This is a genomic window from Christiangramia oceanisediminis (assembly GCF_022570735.2).
Lineage (GTDB): Bacteria > Bacteroidota > Bacteroidia > Flavobacteriales > Flavobacteriaceae > Christiangramia > Christiangramia oceanisediminis.
In genome coordinates, this window is record NZ_JANCNS010000001.1 from 843,052 (window position 1) to 860,821 (window position 17,770).

Annotated in this window: 18 protein-coding genes; 10 read left to right on the forward strand and 8 right to left on the reverse strand. The window is 41.8% G+C overall.

What is annotated here, in order from left to right; all coding sequences use genetic code 11:
• Window positions 1-222 precede the first annotated feature (222 nt).
• The gene (locus MKO06_RS03870; protein WP_241549344.1) at window positions 223-450 is read left to right on the forward strand and encodes a hypothetical protein; all 228 of its coding nucleotides are present in this window, start codon (window positions 223-225) and stop codon (window positions 448-450) included.
• 73 nt (window positions 451-523) lie between these two features.
• On the opposite strand, the gene MKO06_RS03875 is transcribed toward MKO06_RS03870, so the two are convergent.
• The 4 genes from MKO06_RS03875 to MKO06_RS03890 all read right to left on the reverse strand — a co-directional run bounded on the left by MKO06_RS03875 (window position 524) and on the right by MKO06_RS03890 (window position 4,476).
• A complete protein-coding gene (locus MKO06_RS03875) occupies window positions 524-1,144 on the reverse strand; it encodes a response regulator (RefSeq protein WP_241549345.1) in 621 nt (206 codons plus the stop codon).
• Window positions 1,141-2,889, reverse strand: a complete 1,749-nt coding sequence (locus tag MKO06_RS03880) for a tetratricopeptide repeat-containing sensor histidine kinase (protein ID WP_241549346.1) — start codon at window positions 2,887-2,889, stop codon at window positions 1,141-1,143. The genes MKO06_RS03875 and MKO06_RS03880 overlap by 4 nt, the downstream gene beginning before the upstream one ends.
• Window positions 2,890-2,911: 22 nt before the next feature.
• A complete protein-coding gene (locus MKO06_RS03885) occupies window positions 2,912-3,406 on the reverse strand; it encodes a hypothetical protein (protein ID WP_241549347.1) in 495 nt (164 codons plus the stop codon).
• 257 nt (window positions 3,407-3,663) lie between these two features.
• A complete protein-coding gene (locus tag MKO06_RS03890; RefSeq protein ID WP_241549348.1) occupies window positions 3,664-4,476 on the reverse strand; it encodes a response regulator transcription factor in 813 nt (270 codons plus the stop codon).
• Window positions 4,477-4,905: 429 nt separating this feature from the next.
• On the opposite strand from MKO06_RS03890, the gene MKO06_RS03895 reads away from it, so the two are divergent.
• From MKO06_RS03895 to MKO06_RS03910, 4 genes are all read left to right on the forward strand, one after another.
• Complete coding sequence (locus MKO06_RS03895) at window positions 4,906-5,493, forward strand: HupE/UreJ family protein (protein WP_241549349.1); 588 nt, start codon at window positions 4,906-4,908, stop codon at window positions 5,491-5,493.
• An 87-nt stretch (window positions 5,494-5,580) separates the two neighbouring features.
• The gene (locus MKO06_RS03900; protein ID WP_241549350.1) at window positions 5,581-6,012 is read left to right on the forward strand and encodes a deoxycytidylate deaminase; all 432 of its coding nucleotides are present in this window, start codon (window positions 5,581-5,583) and stop codon (window positions 6,010-6,012) included.
• Window positions 6,009-7,607 carry a S41 family peptidase gene (locus MKO06_RS03905; RefSeq protein WP_241549351.1) on the forward strand — a complete coding sequence of 533 codons (1,599 nt, stop codon included), beginning with the start codon at window positions 6,009-6,011 and terminating at the stop codon, window positions 7,605-7,607. Before MKO06_RS03900 ends, MKO06_RS03905 begins: the two co-directional genes overlap by 4 nt.
• A 24-nt stretch (window positions 7,608-7,631) precedes the next feature.
• The gene (locus MKO06_RS03910; protein ID WP_241549352.1) at window positions 7,632-7,919 is read left to right on the forward strand and encodes a hypothetical protein; all 288 of its coding nucleotides are present in this window, start codon (window positions 7,632-7,634) and stop codon (window positions 7,917-7,919) included.
• Here MKO06_RS03910 and MKO06_RS03915 read toward each other — a convergent pair.
• From MKO06_RS03915 to MKO06_RS03925, 3 genes are read right to left on the reverse strand one after another with little or no spacing between them, the layout of a single operon-like run.
• The gene (locus MKO06_RS03915; RefSeq protein WP_241549353.1) at window positions 7,911-8,519 is read right to left on the reverse strand and encodes an NAD(P)/FAD-dependent oxidoreductase; all 609 of its coding nucleotides are present in this window, start codon (window positions 8,517-8,519) and stop codon (window positions 7,911-7,913) included. The genes MKO06_RS03910 and MKO06_RS03915 overlap by 9 nt on opposite strands.
• Before the next feature lie 3 nt (window positions 8,520-8,522).
• On the reverse strand, window positions 8,523-8,717 hold the full coding sequence (locus tag MKO06_RS03920) for a hypothetical protein (RefSeq protein ID WP_241549354.1): 195 nt from the start codon (window positions 8,715-8,717) through the stop codon (window positions 8,523-8,525).
• A complete protein-coding gene (locus MKO06_RS03925; protein ID WP_241549355.1) occupies window positions 8,714-9,295 on the reverse strand; it encodes a MarC family protein in 582 nt (193 codons plus the stop codon). The genes MKO06_RS03920 and MKO06_RS03925 overlap by 4 nt, the downstream gene beginning before the upstream one ends.
• Before the next feature lie 135 nt (window positions 9,296-9,430).
• On the opposite strand from MKO06_RS03925, the gene MKO06_RS03930 reads away from it, so the two are divergent.
• From MKO06_RS03930 to chrA, 5 genes are all read left to right on the forward strand, one after another.
• Entirely contained in the window at window positions 9,431-10,003 is a 573-nt protein-coding gene (locus MKO06_RS03930; protein ID WP_241549356.1) for a DUF3109 family protein, read from the forward strand.
• A 563-nt stretch (window positions 10,004-10,566) separates the two neighbouring features.
• On the forward strand, window positions 10,567-11,544 hold the full coding sequence (locus tag MKO06_RS03935; protein ID WP_241549357.1) for a ribonucleotide-diphosphate reductase subunit beta: 978 nt from the start codon (window positions 10,567-10,569) through the stop codon (window positions 11,542-11,544).
• 157 nt (window positions 11,545-11,701) lie between these two features.
• A complete protein-coding gene (locus tag MKO06_RS03940) occupies window positions 11,702-14,155 on the forward strand; it encodes a ribonucleoside-diphosphate reductase subunit alpha (protein ID WP_241549358.1) in 2,454 nt (817 codons plus the stop codon).
• 89 nt (window positions 14,156-14,244) lie between these two features.
• Window positions 14,245-15,591, forward strand: coding sequence for a dGTP triphosphohydrolase (dgt, locus tag MKO06_RS03945; RefSeq protein ID WP_241549359.1), 1,347 nt, complete (start codon window positions 14,245-14,247; stop codon window positions 15,589-15,591).
• A gap of 15 nt (window positions 15,592-15,606) precedes the next feature.
• Window positions 15,607-16,734: a chromate efflux transporter gene (chrA, locus tag MKO06_RS03950; RefSeq protein ID WP_241549360.1), complete on the forward strand. Its 1,128-nt coding sequence runs from the start codon at window positions 15,607-15,609 to the stop codon at window positions 16,732-16,734.
• Here the strand turns inward: chrA and MKO06_RS03955 are convergent, their stop codons facing one another.
• Window positions 16,735-17,751: a DUF3078 domain-containing protein gene (locus MKO06_RS03955; RefSeq protein WP_241549361.1), complete on the reverse strand. Its 1,017-nt coding sequence runs from the start codon at window positions 17,749-17,751 to the stop codon at window positions 16,735-16,737.
• Window positions 17,752-17,770: the final 19 nt, after the last annotated feature.

The following is a 17,770-nucleotide window of genomic DNA, read 5'->3' on the forward strand; positions in this document are numbered from 1 at the left end:
TAATTTATTCTTCTGGCATGATCCAGATGGTTAATAATTATTTTACAAAAACTACCCCGATTTGGACTGCAACAATTACAAGCTTCAATTTTAAAACGGACTCCTAAATAACTTGGGCTCAGTTTTTTATAGCGAAATCGTTATCGTAAATAATTTTATATCTGTTTGATTTTGGTATTTCTTTTTGACATATATTCGCTCGTTTTTAATACTATCATAAAAATGAAAAAACTAATTTTTGGTGCTCTTGCACTTGCTATGTTCACTGTAACTTCATGTCGTAACGACCAAGCTGAAACTACTGAAGAAACAGTTGAAGAAACAGCTACAATCGAAGAAGCTAACCTTGAAATGACTACTGAGGCCGAGGAGATCGAGGAAGTAGAAATGACAGAGGAAGTAGACTCTTCTGCTGTTGAAGTTGAGCAGGAGACTCCAGCTATTCAATAAAAAAGAAGATTATTTTCGATTTTCGTCAGGTCCTGCCAGTGGCAGGACCTTTTTTTTTGCTCATAATCACAGGTTAATCGAAATCATATTTACGCTCCACTGCGTACCTCAGCAGTTCACCTGCTCCCTGTAAATTGAGCTTCCTGATCATATTCTTTCGATGGGTCGCTACTGTCATTTTTCCAATGAACAGGGCATCGGCTATTTCCTGGTTTGTTTTCCCTTCTCCAACCAACTTCAAAATTTCTCGCTGCCGGTTTGTGAGGATAGGTTTCTTTTCTGCGGCGTTTTTAGTGGAATCGGTGTTGATATTAGGATCATAATAAGCTTCTCCCTTATAAACTTTCCGGATGGCGAACAACAATTCCTTTAAACTCGCATTTTTAAGTATATATCCATCGGCGCCAGCCTTTAGCATTTGCTCAACAGCATTATCCTGGTCAAACATGGTAAATGCGATGACCCTTATTTCGGGATCCAGCCTTTTGATCTGCTCGGTAGCCTGGATTCCGTCCATAACAGGCATCCTGATATCGGTGATCACCACATTAGGCCTGGTATTTTCCACCAGTTCCAGCAGCTCCTTCCCATTTCCAGCCGAACCGAGAAATTTCACATCTTCCTCGTACTCAAGGAAGACTCTTATCCCGTCTATAAGCGCCGTATGATCTTCGGCAATTGCGAGTTTTATCATGACACTGGCATATTTATGATTACAGAGGTTCCTTTTCCAGGAATACTTTCAACGTCTACTGTACCCCCACGATGTTCCACTCTTTTTTGAATGGAATAGATACCCATTCCTTCCTTTGGTTTTAGGTTAGCAGGCTCAAAGCCCTTCCCGTTATCCTCGATCATAATGCTGATCTCATCCCCGTGATGGGTAATAGAAATACTGGCTTCAGAAGCTTCGGCATGTTTGATCACGTTGGTGATAAGTTCCTGGATGATCCTGAAAATAAGAATTTCCAGGGAATTTTCCAGTCGTTCATCCATCCCATTGTCTTCCACCTCGATTATGAGTTTATTGGAAGCTGAAACCTTGCTGGCGAAATTCTTGACGGCCGGCAGCAAGCCCTCCTGGGCATGAACCCCTGCATTCTTTGTATGTGCAATATTTCTCACTTCCTGGTAAGCCTCTTCCAGCAACATATCGGTTTGATGAATTAGCCGGTCTTCCTCTTCTTTTAAACGGTCTTTTCGAACTTTCATATTCTGAAAATGTAGTTTTAAGGTAGCCAGCAGACTTCCCAGATTGTCATGAAGATCGTTCGCGATTCGTTGTCTTTCCTTTTCCTGGCCTTCGATCATCGCATCGATGCCTGCAAGCTCCTGCTGCTTTAATAAATTCTCAAGCTTTTGCTTTTGTACCTCGACCTCTTTTTCAATGATTTTCTTTTTTGACCTGATATTTTTATAGGCAAGTAATGCCACCAGCAGAATGAGCAGCAGAGTGGCTAGGGCACCAAGCAGCCAGATTCGATTCTGCTTAAGGCGCAGATTCTCATTTTCTTTTTTCTCAACCTCGTATTTGGTTTGAATATCCAGCATGGCCTTATTCTGCTCGCTTTGCTGAATACTGTCCTGGTACTTTTTTTCCAGGTCAAGATACTTATAGGCATTTTCAAAATCACCTTTCAGCTCATAGGCATTTGCCATATGATTATAAAGCAGTCTTTTATTCTCCTTTTCGAATTCCTTCGAAGCAATCGCTTCGGCCTTTTTATAATAGGCGATTGCCGAATCGTATTCCCTGATCTGTTTAAAAATGGATGCCTTGTTGTTATAGATATAAGAAATGAAATCGGTTAAACCGCGTTTTTTATATTCTTTCAATGCGATCTCATAGTGGTACATCGCAGAATCTTTCTCTGGTGTCATTTCCCCAAAAGCTACACCAAGGTTATGATGGATCTTTGCATTCATCAGCGAATCGCCGGTCTTTAAATTCTCCCGTTTCGCCTGTTTGTAATACTGAATGGTTCTTTGAACATCGGTATTGATAAAGATGGTCCCCAGCTGCATATAGGCCTTTGCGAGCATGGCAGGATCATTTTTTTCCCTGGCATATTCCAGGTACTCATCCATATATGGCTGGGGATCCAGGTCCTTATTCCTACTTGACGTGAGCAGCGGGATGATCTGCAAATTTATTTTCGCAGCCTGTTCCAGGCTATCCAGTGCCGTATACTTCTTTTTAGCGATCAGGAAATTCTGGTAACTATCGTCGGCGTTGTTCTTCAGACTATGTAATTGGGCAGTCAGCAAATAATAACGTGCATTTTCTGAAGCATCCAGCTGCGTGGTATCGACCTGGTTCAAAATCTGGGTAGCCTCTTCGGTTTCCCGGGCCTTAATAAGACTATCAATAGCCTTGAATTCAGAATCCTGGGAAAAAGAGGAAGTAGCAGTCCAAAGGAGCCCGAATAGGGCTACCAATATTTTAAAAGAGATCTTCAATTTAACCTCCGGTTCCAACTAAAATCCCTCCACCAGCAGTTTCAGGCTGATAAATAATTTCTTTTTGAGTTTCAGATCTCCCAAATACCACGTCTGTATTATAACCATGATTTTTCACAAAATCCCTGGCGTTTTGCACAACAGCTTCATTCCCTTTCAAAGTGAAGTTATTGCTATGAAATATGATCACATGGCTTTTCTCTACAGAAGCCTCGAATTCTTCAATTGGCAAGTCAAATTTAACCTCATTGACGACCGGATATTTTCCATTGGACAAATCTCCTACTTCCTGTTTTTCTTTATTCTCAATTCTAATAGCCAAGAACATTCCATTATGGCCACCATTGGATATATCAATAGCGTCAAGAATCATTACCCTGTATTTTTTTTCTTCGGAATCAAATTCTGAAGGAAGGATAATTCCGAGGTCTACTTTGAGTTTTTTGGCATCCTCTTTTTTGGCCTTATAAACGCCAATAGGATCATAGATTTGCATAATAATTGGTTTGGTTAGTAAATTTTCGATGACCTAAGGTCGAAAAATAAATCAAGCAACACAACATCAATTTGTGGATAGTAGCCTGCCTTTCAGCAAAAAGAGCCACAATTCAAGCCCTAAAGTAAGCTATTCTAAGATTCTATTAAATACCCTTTTAAGGGGATAATCAAGGATGCTTTGAAGTTGTCTTAATTCTGCCTAACGGTTATATATACTTACGAAAGGCAAGTTTAAAGATTGATAATCGGCACAGACTAATTAAGGCTAATCGAAAGCACTCCTCCGGTCACACATTTCGCTACCAGTTCCGCGGTATTGGAGCAGTTGCTCTTGTTCAGGATATTTCTTCGGTGGGTTTTTATGGTGTGTTCTGAAAGGTTGAATTCCTTTGCTATTTCGGCAGCGCTCTTTCCATTTGCCAGCAATTTGATGATCTGAACTTCTCTTTCCGAAAGGCGATCCAGCAGGTCTTTATTTTCATACTCACAAAAGGAAGGGTCAAAATAACCATTATCGGTATTCACATTAAAATAGCTCTTTTCTCCCTTTAAACTAACAAAAGATACGTCATTGCAGCTGCTAATCCTTAAATGGGAAATATCGGTGTGGACTGAAAAAACATGTTCTGGCATTCCGTTTTCGGCTGTGCTCATAACAGTGGTCTGGTGCAGCATAGACCTGATCTTTCCCGAAGCGTCTTTCATTTTATAGGAATATATCAACTTATATTCGCGTAATTTATCCCTGTCCAGGAAACGGGTAAAGAAATCGTTCACCACCTTTTCCTTTAATTCAATACGCCCTAATTCCTCACGAATTGCCAGTTTAAGCAAATCTTCGAGCTGGACCTTTTCTTTGGGCTTACCAGCAAACTCGATAACCGAATCTGAAATATGTTCTAGCTGAAAATCATGGAAATTGATCACATAATAATATGAATTTCCAGGGGCGAACATAGCCGCCATTTGCTTAAAATCTTCGGTAACCTGGTATGATCTATATTTACTAATCTCATCTGAATACTTAGTTTTCCAGTATTCAGACAACTTGTTGTAATCATTACTCATCGCCGGAAAGCTTGTATTGGATGGGTAAATATAAAATTTAAGATCGACTTTTATAAGCTTTGGCCAGCAAAGCTTTTTTGAATTAACATTTTCAGAATAAAAAACCTCCGGCATAACCGGAGGTTCAAAAGTTTACTATTGGTAAGTTCTGGAACTTATTATCTAGAAATTGATTAAACCCTACAAATAGAAATATACCCTACACATATTCCTATTAACCAAAGCTTACCATCCTTGAATTAAAAGGATGAGCAAATTACTCTATTGAATAGATTCCTGAAATACCCTTTTGGAGGTATTTTTCACTATCGCTACGGTATAAATAATTCCTGAAAACCTAAAAATCATCTACCTAAATGCCCAATTTCAGGGTTTTGTCATAATCTTATTATGTTGTATTTTCGGCTCTTTTCAGACAAATACTGAACTATGTCCCAATTTTGGCTCTATTTTAGACTCGGCCTGGACCACGTACTGGACTGGCAGGCATACGATCACGTGCTATTTTTGATTGTTCTGGTAGCAGCTTATGGATTTTCTACCTGGAAACGCGTTTTATGGTTAGTGACGCTTTTTACCATTGGGCATACCTTGGCGCTTTTCCTTTCGGTTTATGAAATAGTTCGGGTCGCAAGTGATTATGTGGAATTCCTGATCCCGGTTACCATAATAGCCACGGCGATATTCGACATTTTTACTGCCGGGAAAAAGGTTCAGAACACCAACTTTAACATGCTATACATCACGACCGTTTTCTTTGGGTTGATTCATGGACTCGGTTTTTCTTCTTATTTCAAAATGATCGCATCGGCCTCAGAATCCAAATTCCTGCCATTGGTTGAATTTGCACTGGGAATCGAGATTGCCCAGGTCATTGTGGTGCTGGCCGTAATGATCATAGGCTTTATTTGCCAGAATATATTCAATGTCTCCAAAAGAGACTGGATCCTGGTCACTGCTTCCTTAGTTATAGGAATTGTCCTGCCTATTCTCCAGGAAACTTACCTGGCACTTTAAATTAGGGAGCTGTTAGCAGTTTTTTTCCAATAATCTTTTAATTTGCAGCTTATTGATAAATTCTGCAGCAATACACTTTTATGTCTCATGAATAAAAAAAAACAGCTAAAATTTGATAAAGCCTATTTGAGAATTGCACGAGAATGGAGTAAATTATCACATTGTAATAGAAAACAGGTTGGCGCGTTAATTGTAAAGGATAGAATGATAATTTCTGACGGGTACAATGGGACACCTACAGGATTTGAGAATTTTTGTGAAGATGAGGAAGGCTACACCAAATGGTATGTACTGCATGCCGAAGCCAATGCGATCCTGAAAGTCGCCGGTTCTACACAGTCCTGTAAAGATGCAACCCTATATATTACCATGTCACCCTGTAAGGAATGTAGTAAGTTGATACACCAATCTGGTATAAAAAGACTGGTTTATCACATTGACTATAAAGATAATTCCGGGCTTGAATTTTTAAGAAAGGCCGGGGTTGAATTGGAACAAATAACAGAACTGGAAGATTGAAAGGCAGAAATAAAATATTCACACCCTTATTAATTAGCATTGCATGCGCCGCAGGGCTTATCCTTGGTGCACGGATGAATTTTGATACGTCTGATGAATTATTTTCTGCCAATCCCAAAAAACAGAAATTAAACAGGCTCATCGATTATATCGATTATGAGTATGTAGACGATGTGAACACCGATAGCATCGTGGATATCACCGTTAACAAGATCCTGGAGAATCTCGACCCGCATTCCGTTTATATCCCAAAAGAGGAATATGCGGCTGTCACCGATAATATGAAAGGTGATTTCGTAGGAATTGGCGTTAGTTTTTACAATGTTGGAGACACCATTGTGGTCATAAAGGCTCTGGAGGGAGGTCCCAGCGAAAAAATTGGTATTCGAGGTGGAGACCGTATTCTGTATGCCAATGGCAACAGGCTCTTCAATACCGGCATCAGCAATGATTCCATCACCAACCAGTTAAAAGGAAAAGAAAATACCAAAGTAACCTTGAAAGTGCTTCGCAAAGGTCTTAAAGACATGCTAACCTTTAACGTAAAGCGGGGCAAAGTGCCCTTAAAAAGCGTGGATGCTGCCTATATGCTTACCGATGATCTTGGTTACATCAAGGTGAACCGTTTTTCGGAAACCACTTACGCCGAATTCAAAACATCCATATCAGAACTCAAAAAGATGGGAGCCAAACAAATCGCTCTTGACCTGCGGGATAATCCCGGGGGATATCTTTCTGAAGCTATTAATATCGCCGATGAGTTTATAGGCGGAGAGAAACTGATACTTTTTACCAAAAACAAAAGCGGAGCCATCGAAGAAACCTATGCTCAAAGGAAAGGTGAATTCGAGAATGGAAAGGTCTTCGTGCTGATCAATGAAAATTCGGCCTCTGCCAGTGAGGTCGTGGCAGGAGCGCTTCAGGATAATGATGTTGGAACCATTGTTGGTCGCCGATCTTATGGAAAAGGCCTGGTTCAGCGGGAAATGGAGTTAGGCGACGGCAGCGCAGTGAGACTAACCATTGCCAGGTATTATACGCCTACCGGAAGATCCATTCAAAAACCATATGATCTCGGCAATGAGTCTTATTTTAACGACTATATGCGGCGTTATAAGAATGGAGAACTGAGCAACGAAGACAATATCGAGGTTAACGATTCGCTAAGATTCACCACTCCTGAGGGAAAAACCGTATACGGAGGCGGCGGAATCATTCCTGATGTGTTTGTTCCAAAGTATACCGATTCTGAAAAGGAGAAGATCAATTTCCTCCTTAGAAGCGGCTATATGAGTCGTTTTGTATTCGACATCCTGGAAAGGGACCGGCAGTATTATAATTCGGTTTCCCGGGAAGATTTTGTGGAGGAAATAGAGATAACAGAAGAAATGATCGATGGTTTTGAAACATATATTCTCCTTGAAAGAGACCTTAGAATCAACCTGAACGTTAAAAAACACAAACCGCTACTAAAGAAGTATCTAAAGGCCGAAATGGCTCAGCAACTTTTCGGAACTAATGCATTTCAACGATATTTAAATGAAGATGACCGAATAATTGAAAAAGTAATCGAGTTGTCTGAGGAAATTGAATAATTTAAATTTTTGTTTAATTAAATATTGAATTTCCTGTCTTCCTACTGGCTTTTCATACCCTTGTTTCTGTTCATCATAGCAGTGATATTCCGACTTCTGGATAACAGCACTCTTTTATTCCTGAAAAAGGACATATTAGTGCAATCTTCCAACGTTTCCAGGAAAGTATTAAAAAGGCATATCGTACTTAACGAAGATCCGGAATTTACCAGGCAACTTAAAAGAGCCCTGCTTTACAGAAACTTCCAGCAAAGCTTCCTGATAATCGCAGCTATTAGCGTTCCACCAAGCCTGTATCTTTTCCTAAGCTAGCTTATCGTGAACCTTGGTATGTTCACCTTTGTTCCAATCGGTAAGTATATCTGTAGCCACTGAGGCGCCACTACCACTGGCAATTACAACCTGGCTCCTCCAGCCCGCCAATGTACCGGCCACATAAAGCCCCGGTTTTACCAGGTGATCATCATTCTTTAACTGAACCCTGTTCTTAGTGGGTTTCGCCTTTTTATGGGGAATAAGGTATGCTTCCAAACCCTTTATCCTGAAAGGGCTGTTATAGCCAATCGTTAAAACGACCTTTGCTGCCGAGTACTCTTTTTTATTGGTGATAACCCGGTAACCGCCCTCAATTTCCTGGATTTCCTTTACCTTTTCCTTCTCGATCCTTTGAAGTTTTGGATAGAGCTCCTCCAGCTGAGAAACAGCGCTGGATAATACATCCATGCCACTGGTGCCGGGGGCTATTCCGAAGGCATTGTTCAGCAGAGCCGAATTGAGATGAGAAGCTTTTTGGTGAAGGATAATTCCTGCCTTCTTATTTTCGGCGTAAGGATTTTCCATAGCAGAGCCAATGACGAGGGCGCAGGATAATCCCGCAGCACCTCCACCTATGATCAAAACATCAAAATCCATAATTTACTGACGCTTTTTTTCGATCCCACGGGAAACCAATAGAATAAGCATAAGTACAATTACGCATAGACTCGCAAGGATAACGATCATGGCCTGACCGCTTTCGTCTACCAGCAGGTTACTAAAATCAAGCACGCTTACACTGATACCTATGAAGACAAGGGCCAGGAAAATAATGGTATATATAAAATATTTCATGAAAATAAACTCTGAATATTCTCGGCGAAGAGCTTAACGGCGATTGCCAGTAAGATCACTCCGAAAATCTTTCTAATTACACTAATACCCTGGCTTCCCAGTACCTTCTCGATTTTTGCGGAAGATTTCAGGACCAGGTATACAAATATAATATTGATAAAGATAGCAACAATGATATTTGCCATTTCATATTCGGCTTGCAAAGAGACCAGCGATGTTAAGGTACCGGCACCGGCGATCAATGGAAATGCCAGGGGCACGATCGACGCGGTTTCAGGAGCATCGTCTTTATACAAACTAATGCCCAGGATCATTTCGAGCGCCAGGAAGAACAGAATGAAAGATCCGGCCACGGCAAACGAATTCACATCGATCCCGATAAGATTCAGGATCTCCTTACCTACGAACAAAAAGACCACCATGATGATTCCGGCCACCACCGAAGCCTTTTCGCTTTGTATATGCCCTAACTTTTTTCTTAGATCAATAATGATAGGAATACTGCCTATAATATCGATCACTGCAAACAAAACCATACCTGCTGTAAATATCTGCCTGACATCAAATACCTTTAACATAGCATTCTTCTTTTTAAAATAGCCGGCAAAAGTAATTTTTCCCATCTGATTACCAATACCTAAGCCACGTTAAATTTGTGTAAATTTTATTCTCAAGTTACTTCCTTCTCCGCCCTATAAAATTATCTTTGCAGCATGTTTCAATTAGGTAAAACTCTGGTCTCAGAAGAGATCATCAAGAATGATTTTGTGTGCAACCTTTCGGCTTGCAAAGGAGCCTGTTGTATAGATGGTGAAGCCGGTGCCCCGGTGGAACCCGAAGAAAGGGAAATACTCGAAAAGATCTATCCCAAGGTAGAGCCTTTCCTGAGAAAGGAAGGTATTGACGCCATCAACCAACAGGGAGTATATATCACCAGGGAAAATGGTGAAATAGAGACTCCGCTTATCAACGGTGCAGATTGTGCCTATGTGAACTTCGATGATAAGGGAACTGCTCTTTGCGCCATCGAAGAGGCCTACAACGCCGGAGAGATCGATTGGAAAAAACCGGTTTCCTGCCATCTTTATCCGGTAAGGATCCAGGAATACAGTTCATTCTCAGCCATCAATTATCATAGATGGGAGATTTGTGATGATGCCTGCAGCCTTGGAAAGGAATTACAGGTACCTATTTACAAATTCGTAAAGGATGCCCTTATCAGGAAATATGGTACGGAATGGTATAACGAATTGGAACAGATCGCGACCGAATTCAATAAAAAATAGAAACCGGCTGTATTTCAATAGCTTATATTATTTAATCAACCGGAAATTCCGTACTTTTATAATCTTCTTAATTTGAAGAATTTTCACCAGTTCAGGTCATCACCTGGATTCCCCCCGTTAAAAAATTTGAAAATCAAAAGTTGATCCATATTTCAATAATTTGAAGTATGAGCAATGTTAAAAATAAACACTCAATAATTTTAGTTAACCAACCAAAAGATTGGGTAATTCTGTTTTCTGAAAACCGGCAAAAAATGCCGGTTTTCTTCTTTTCAGACCAAAAATATCAACATATTTAGAATAACAAATTCGCAATTGTGAACAGCTCATTTTAGGGAAGGCCTTATTTCTCTTCATAAAATTATTAACAACTTATAATAGGTTGTTATTCAGTGTTTTAAATACACTTTTTAACAAAGTTAAATGAAAACATTGAGTTTGAGCTGTTGAAAACTTTGTTGAAAACGTTTAACCGGCTACCTTTCAATTTAAACAAGTATTTTAAATATTTGTTAAACCATTAATTACCAAAGCACTAAAAGTCTTAAAAATTTAAAAATATCATGGCCCAGACGGAACCAATTTTGCAGGAAAATAAGGATCGTTTTGTAATCTTTCCAATCAAGCATAATGACATCTGGGACTGGTATAAAAAAATGGAAGCCTGCTTCTGGACTGCGGAGGAAATCGACCTTCACCAGGACCTGAACGACTGGAGCCATAAACTGAATAGCGACGAAAGATATTTTATCAAGCATATACTCGCATTCTTTGCAGCTTCAGATGGGATCGTAAACGAAAACCTCGCAGAGAATTTCGTAAACGAAGTGCAGTATTCTGAAGCCAAGTTCTTCTATGGCTTTCAGATCATGATGGAAAACATTCATTCCGAAACATATTCGCTTCTTATCGACACTTATGTAAAAGACGATAAGGAAAAGAATAACCTGTTCAAAGCCATTGAAGTTTTCCCGGCTATCAAGAAAAAAGCCGACTGGGCTCTGAAATGGATCGAATCAGATTCATTTGCTGAAAGGCTCATCGCCTTTGCCGCGGTAGAAGGAATTTTCTTCTCGGGAGCATTTTGCTCGATCTTCTGGCTGAAGAAGCGCGGATTAATGCCCGGGCTTACCTTCTCAAATGAGTTGATATCAAGAGACGAAGGCATGCATTGTGATTTCGCAGTTCACCTGCATAACAATCACCTTGTCAATAAAGTGCCAAAGGCCAAGATCAGGGAGATCATCATCGATGCCTTAAACATCGAACGTGAGTTCATCACCGAATCTCTACCAGTGAGTCTGATTGGAATGAACGCGAAACTAATGACCCAGTACCTGGAATTTGTAACAGACAGATTGCTGGTAGAGCTGGAGTGTGAAAAAGAATTCAACGTATCCAATCCATTCGATTTTATGGATATGATCAACCTGCAGGGTAAAACCAATTTCTTTGAGAAAAGAGTAAGCGAATACCAAAAGGCAGGGGTGATGAATAAAGATAAAGAATCAGATGAGATCAGTTTCGACGCTGATTTCTAAAGAGCAACTGCGCCGTGACCCCCAACGCGGCGCTGGTTGACCTTTATATATAGAATCCGAATTAATCCTATTTTTCCAATAACGGGTTTTGCCCGCAGGATCCCTTTTTGCCTGATTCCAAGGCGAACTGGCTCCTGAATCAACTGAAAGACTTAGTATGTATGTAGTAAAAAGAGACGGCAGGAAAGAACCCGTCATGTTCGACAAGATCACGGCACGGGTTAAAAAGCTATGTTATGGCCTTAATGAACTGGTAGACCCGGTCAAGGTCGCCATGAGGGTCATTGAAGGGCTTTATGACAATGTTAGCACCAGCGAGCTGGATAACCTGGCCGCCGAGATCGCCGCGACCATGACCACTGCTCATCCCGATTACGCTAAGCTGGCCGCGAGGATTTCGGTCTCTAACCTGCATAAGAATACCAAAAAGACATTTTCTGAGGTGATGACCGACCTGTATGAGTACATCAACCCGCGCACAGGTGAATCTGCCCCCCTCATCTCAGATGAAATATACGAGGTAATTAAGGAAAACAGTGAAAAACTGGACTCCACGATCATCTACAACCGCGATTTTGGCTATGATTATTTCGGCTTTAAAACCCTCGAACGATCTTACCTTCTAAAGCTGAATGGCAAGATAGCCGAAAGACCTCAGCACATGCTCATGCGGGTTTCCATTGGGATCCATCCAGATGACCTCGACGCAGCCATAGAGACCTATGAGCTGATGTCTAAAAAATATTTCACACACGCTACTCCTACACTTTTTAATTCGGGTACCCCGAAACCCCAGATGTCTTCATGTTTCCTTCTTACCATGAAGGACGATAGTATCGACGGAATTTACGACACCCTGAAACAAACCGCGAAGATCTCTCAGTCAGCAGGAGGTATTGGCCTGTCTATTCACAATGTGAGGGCGACCGGCTCCTACATCTCCGGGACGAATGGTACTTCCAACGGTATCGTTCCGATGCTGAGGGTCTTTAATGACACCGCGCGGTATGTTGACCAGGGAGGCGGAAAACGCAAAGGTTCCTTTGCGATCTATGTTGAACCGTGGCATGCAGACATCTTTGATTTCCTGGATCTTAAAAAGAACCACGGAAAGGAAGAAATGCGAGCAAGAGACCTGTTTTATGCTATGTGGATGCCAGACCTGTTTATGAAAAGGGTTCAGGCAGACGCAACCTGGACATTGATGTGCCCTCATGAATGTCCGGGCCTTTATGACACCTACGGCGAAGAGTTTGAAGCTTTATATGAAAAATATGAAGCTGAAGACAAAGGCCGTAGGACCATCAAGGCCAGAGAACTTTGGGAAAAAATCCTTGAATCCCAGATAGAGACAGGTACCCCTTATATGCTATACAAGGACGCAGCCAACAGGAAATCCAACCAGAAAAACCTGGGCACCATCAGGTCTTCGAACTTGTGTACAGAGATTCTGGAATATACCAGTGAAGATGAAGTCGCTGTATGTAACCTGGCTTCCATCGCGCTGCCCATGTTCATCAAAGGAAACGAATTCGATCACAAAGAACTGTTCCGAATTACCAAACGAGTAACCAGGAACCTTAATAAGGTCATAGATAGAAATTACTACCCCGTAAAGGAAGCAGAGAATTCCAATTTACGACACCGCCCGGTTGGTCTTGGAGTGCAGGGGCTGGCAGATACCTTTATCAAACTGCGCATGCCCTTCACTTCAGATGAAGCCAAAAAACTGAACCAGGAAATATTTGAAACCATTTATTTCGCGGCTGTTTCTTCTTCGATGGAACTGGCTAAAGAAGAAGGTCCGTATTCCAGCTTCGAAGGCTCTCCGATCAGTAAAGGAGAATTTCAGTATAACTTATGGGGAATAAAGGATGAAGATTTAAGCGGAAGATGGGATTGGGCAAAACTCCGAAAACAGGTCATGAAAAATGGAGTTAGAAACAGCCTGTTGCTTGCTCCCATGCCTACAGCTTCTACCTCGCAGATCCTTGGAAATAATGAAGCATTCGAGCCCTATACTTCGAATATCTACACCAGACGGGTACTTTCAGGAGAATTCATCGTGGTGAACAAACACCTGCTGGAAGATCTTGTGGAAAGAAACCTCTGGAACGATGAAGTAAAGAACGCCATCATGAGAAACAATGGCTCGGTGCAGGATATTGATGTAATTCCGGCCGACCTTAAGGAACTCTACAAAACTGTCTGGGAAATGAGCATGAAAGATATCATAGACATGTCCAGGCATCGAGGATATTTTATAGACCAGTCTCAATCACTGAACCTGTTCATGGAAAATGCGAATTACAGCAAGTTGACCTCCATGCATTTCTACGCCTGGAAAAGCGGCCTGAAGACCGGAATGTATTATCTTCGCACGAAAGCAGCGGTGGATGCTATTAAGTTCACCCTGGAAAAAGAAACTAAAAAAGATCCTGTAGACAAAGAAACCTCGGTTCCTGAAAGAGCTGCGGAAATCGTAAAAAAGGAAAGTACAATTTCTCCGCAATCTGAAGGAGAAGCAGCCTTGAGCCCTGAGGAGTTGAGAGCGATCATCGCTCAGTCAAAAGACGCAGAAGGAGACGATTGCCTGATGTGCGGATCTTAAAATTTTGGCTAATTCAAATTTGAATTAAGAGAGGGAAGTGGTTTTTACTTCCCTTTTTTAATACTTTTGAGCCACACCAAACCAAACCTATGAACTGGGAGCAACTCTTATCATTAAAAAGATTCGGAGACACGCATAAAAGGTTGCGAAAGGAACAAAACGAAACGCGACTTGGATTTGAAGTAGATTATGACAGGATCATTTTCTCATCGGCCTTTCGAAGCCTCCAGGATAAGACCCAGGTAATTCCACTTTCCAAAACCGATTTTGTTCATACCCGGCTCACTCATAGCCTGGAAGTTTCAGTAGTTGGAAGATCGCTGGGTAGACTCACCGGCCAGAAATTGCTGGAAAAACATCCTCACCTTCGAGACACCTATGGCTACCAGATGAATGATTTTGGAGCTATAGTGGCGGCTGCCGCGCTGGCTCATGATATCGGGAATCCTCCTTTTGGACATTCCGGGGAAAAGGCGATCGGGGAATATTTCAGCCATGGTAATGGGAAGCGCTTTAAGGATAAGCTTACTGAAACCGAGTACCAGGACCTGGTTAAATTCGAAGGTAACGCTAACGGTTTCAAAATTCTTACTGAAAACCGGCCTGGAATTGAAGGTGGAATCAGGCTTTCTTATGCCACACTGGGAGCTTTTACAAAATACCCAAAAGAATCCCTTCCGCATAAGCCCACTCGAAAGATCGAAGACAAAAAGTTCGGGTTTTTCCAGAGCGAGCGAGAATTCTTTAAGGAAGTAGCCGAAGAATTAGGATTGAAAAAAAACCGGGAAAGCAATAATATAGGTTACTGCAGGCATCCGCTGGCATTTTTGGTTGAAGCGGCAGATGATATCTGTTACACCATCATTGATTTTGAAGACGGGATCAACCTGGGCCTGATCGATGAGGAATATGCGCTGGAATTCCTTATCAAACTGGTGAAGAATAATATCAATACCGCCAAATATTCGGGGCTTCAAAACACAGCCGACAGGCTAGCTTATTTGCGATCCCTTGCCATTAATACACTTATTGGTGAAGCGGCAGAAATCTTTTTGGCTAATGAGGAAGCCATTCTGGCTGGGGAATTTCACGAATCTTTGTTCGATAAAAGCAGTTATGAGGCACAGATAAAAGATATCATCAAAATAAGTATCGAAAAGATTTATCAAAGCGAGGAAGTGATCACGAAGGAGATCGCAGGTTACCGAATGCTTTCATATTTATTAGATATCTACACCAAAGCCCTGTTGCCCGAAACCGAAGACCAGGATTCCAATTTTACCAGCCTGGTGTTGAAATCGGTACCTAAATTACAGCATTTGCAGGAGGTGGATTCGGTTTACGAAAAACTCATCGGGATCTGTTCGTTTACAGCTTCTCTTACAGACGGCCTAACCGTAGCTTCCTTTGAAAAATATTCGGGACTAAAAATCTAATTTTAATCACAATTTGTGAACAAACTCACAGAAGTAGCCGGAGTATTCTTTAAGCTGGGTCTTATAGCCTTCGGAGGGCCGGCTGCCCATATTGCCATGATGGAAGAAGAGGTGGTTTCCAAACGCAAATGGATGAGTCGCCAGCATTTTCTGGACCTGGTAGGCGCCACCAATCTCATCCCAGGCCCCAATTCAACCGAAATGACCATGCACTGCGGTTATGAACGTGCGGGCTGGAAAGGTCTTTTCGTTGCCGGAGCCTGTTTTATTTTTCCGGCCGTTGTCCTTACCGGGATCCTTGCCTGGTTATATGTCACTTATGGCGAAGTTCCAGCTGTCGAACCTTTCCTTTATGGTATTAAACCCGCTGTGCTCGCAATAATCATCAGTGCGATCTACAAATTAGGCCAAAAAGCTTTAAAGAACTGGCAACTGGGGGTCATTGGAGCAATGGTAATAGGGGTCTCTTTTCTAGGAGTCAATGAAATTACGGCCATCCTGGGAGCAGGATTGCTAGGCCTTGTTTGGTTTGGGCTCGAAAATAAATTTCAGCATACAAAAAGCCTGATCCCACTTAGCCTTCTTGGTTTTAGCCAGGCTGCAGTCGCGGGTGTAAGTAGTACAAAACTGTTCCTTGTTTTCCTCAAAATAGGAGCGGTACTATTTGGAAGTGGTTATGTGCTGGTAGCCTACCTGGACGGAGAACTGGTGGAAAAATTAGGCTGGCTTAGCAAACCGGAATTGCTGGATGCCATCGCTATCGGGCAGTTCACTCCAGGGCCGGTCCTGTCTACCGCAACTTTCATAGGTTACCAGATCAACGGAATTACAGGCGCCATGGCAGCAACGGCAGGTATCTTTCTACCCTCCTTCCTGTTTGTACTTATTCTAAACCCAATAGTTCCAAAACTCAGGAAATCGCCATTGGCAAAAGGCTTTTTGGATGCTGTTAATATCGCTGCAGTTGGGATCATGATCGCGGTAACCATAAGATTAGGCCAGAACATTTTAACCGACTGGAGAGCCTGGCTTATCGCGTTGATCAGCATTGGGATTAGCTTCGGAATCAAGAAAGTTAATGCGGTGTACCTGGTGATAGGTGGAGCTCTCCTGGGATACCTGCTCCTTCAATTCGAATTTTAACTAAAAGTCATAGACCAGCCCTACTCCAAGCATTTGCTTAAGCTGAATACGGGGGCCTGAAGTTTCCAGTTTTCCGTCGCCGTTGGAATCTTCCTTGAACTTTACATCATCATCATATCTAATGTGCGTACCAACATTCGCCTTTACGAATTCGTTCACTTTCATGTTCACATTTAGCTGCCAGTCCACATCCACGTTTCCAAATTTATTCAGGTAATCTGAATACAGGCTCAGCTGGTTGTCCAGGTCTATATTGTCGAAAACCTCCTTGCTAAAACCACTGGTAACCAGGAAACCAAATTCCGTTCGAACATTCTGCCCATCTTCGAGAATATTTCCCAATTCATCGGTAACTGCCGGTTCTACCCCAAACATACCCTCGTTGGCCAGTCGCTGATCTAAAACAAAAGTCGACTTTAAGGTTATGGGCGATAGATAAACGGTCAACTCTTCTTCGGGATGCGAAAATTCGGTTCCGGCACCCAAAAAGGTATATCCGGGGGCCATGAACTTGGAAATTGGAACCCGGGTATCTGGGTATTTATATCCGTTGGTGAACTGAGTATTGAAACTGAACTTCCCAGAATAGAACCAGTTGGAAGTACTGTCTTTTCGAAAGCCAAAAGAAGAATTCACACGAATCTCATCTTCAGTTTTCCTGATCTCTCTTCCTTCCTGGGCATTTATACCATAGCGAAGTGTTGCAGAATTCTTCCACATGGTAAGATCTTTCTCAAAATTTCGCTGAAAATTAGAGAAGAAAAGTGCCGAAACTGAATTGTTACCACCGGCATTCCAGTTCACGAAAGCAACCTCACTTAGATTGATCCCCACGCTATTTTTTTCGGTCCAGTAGATCAAAAGATCATCGGTTTGGGTACTATCATTCTCAGTTTTGGTAGAATCTGTTGTAGTGGTATCTGCTAAGGCCTTCGAAAACTTATATTCATACAGGTTATTAGCCTGGGTTTTTGTAAAGAAAAGGCACAAAAATATAAGTAGAAATTGGGGCTTCATTAATCAACAGAATTTTCGG